Annotated in this window: 1 protein-coding gene; it reads right to left on the reverse strand. The window is 44.5% G+C overall.

The genetic code is table 11. The features are described 5' to 3' along the window. Nucleotides 1-143 precede the first annotated feature (143 nt). Nucleotides 144-365 carry a hypothetical protein gene (locus PL85_RS18155; protein WP_115339778.1) on the reverse strand — a complete coding sequence of 74 codons (222 nt, stop codon included), beginning with the start codon at nucleotides 363-365 and terminating at the stop codon, nucleotides 144-146. Between the last annotated feature and the right edge of the window lie 145 nt (nucleotides 366-510).

Consider the following 510-nt stretch of genomic DNA (forward strand, 5'->3'; position numbering starts at 1 on the left):
ACGCATGTAACCCCCCAGAATTAAGAAAAAACGCCCCCAATCAGGAGGCGTTGATACCAGTGTAGACCCCGTAAACGAACGCCCCACCAGTAGACAAAGCAATAAGAACAGTGATGACGTCCGAAACGAGTCCTATCATGTTATTAGCCGTTCATTACGCGAATAATCGCACGGAGGCCGAAGCCGATTGCGGCAAGAGCGATAAGACCAACGACGACAATCGTATAGTTAGCTTGACCTGCAGTGATAGCAGCTTGGATAGTATCAGTGACGCCCTCTGCAAATGAGCTTGCAGAAGCTAGGCCAGCAGTAACACCAGTTGCAATTTTTGTAGCGTGTTTTTTCATGACGTTGATGAATTTCATAGTATTTACTCTCTTTACTAAGTTAATGATTAGCCTCGACCGAGGCCTTTTAAAATACGACCCAAAACATGGCCAGAAACGAAAGCTAATAATAAATAACCGCTAACGTCAGCGTATAATTGAGAGTCGATAGTTAACGAACCTA

This window comes from Vibrio anguillarum (assembly GCF_001989995.2).
GTDB lineage: Bacteria > Pseudomonadota > Gammaproteobacteria > Enterobacterales > Vibrionaceae > Vibrio > Vibrio anguillarum.

Coding starts and splice junctions, on each gene's coding strand:
- PL85_RS18155 (WP_115339778.1), bottom strand. CDS start 365: ATGAAATTCATCAACGTCATGAAAAAACACGCTACAAAAATTGCAACT.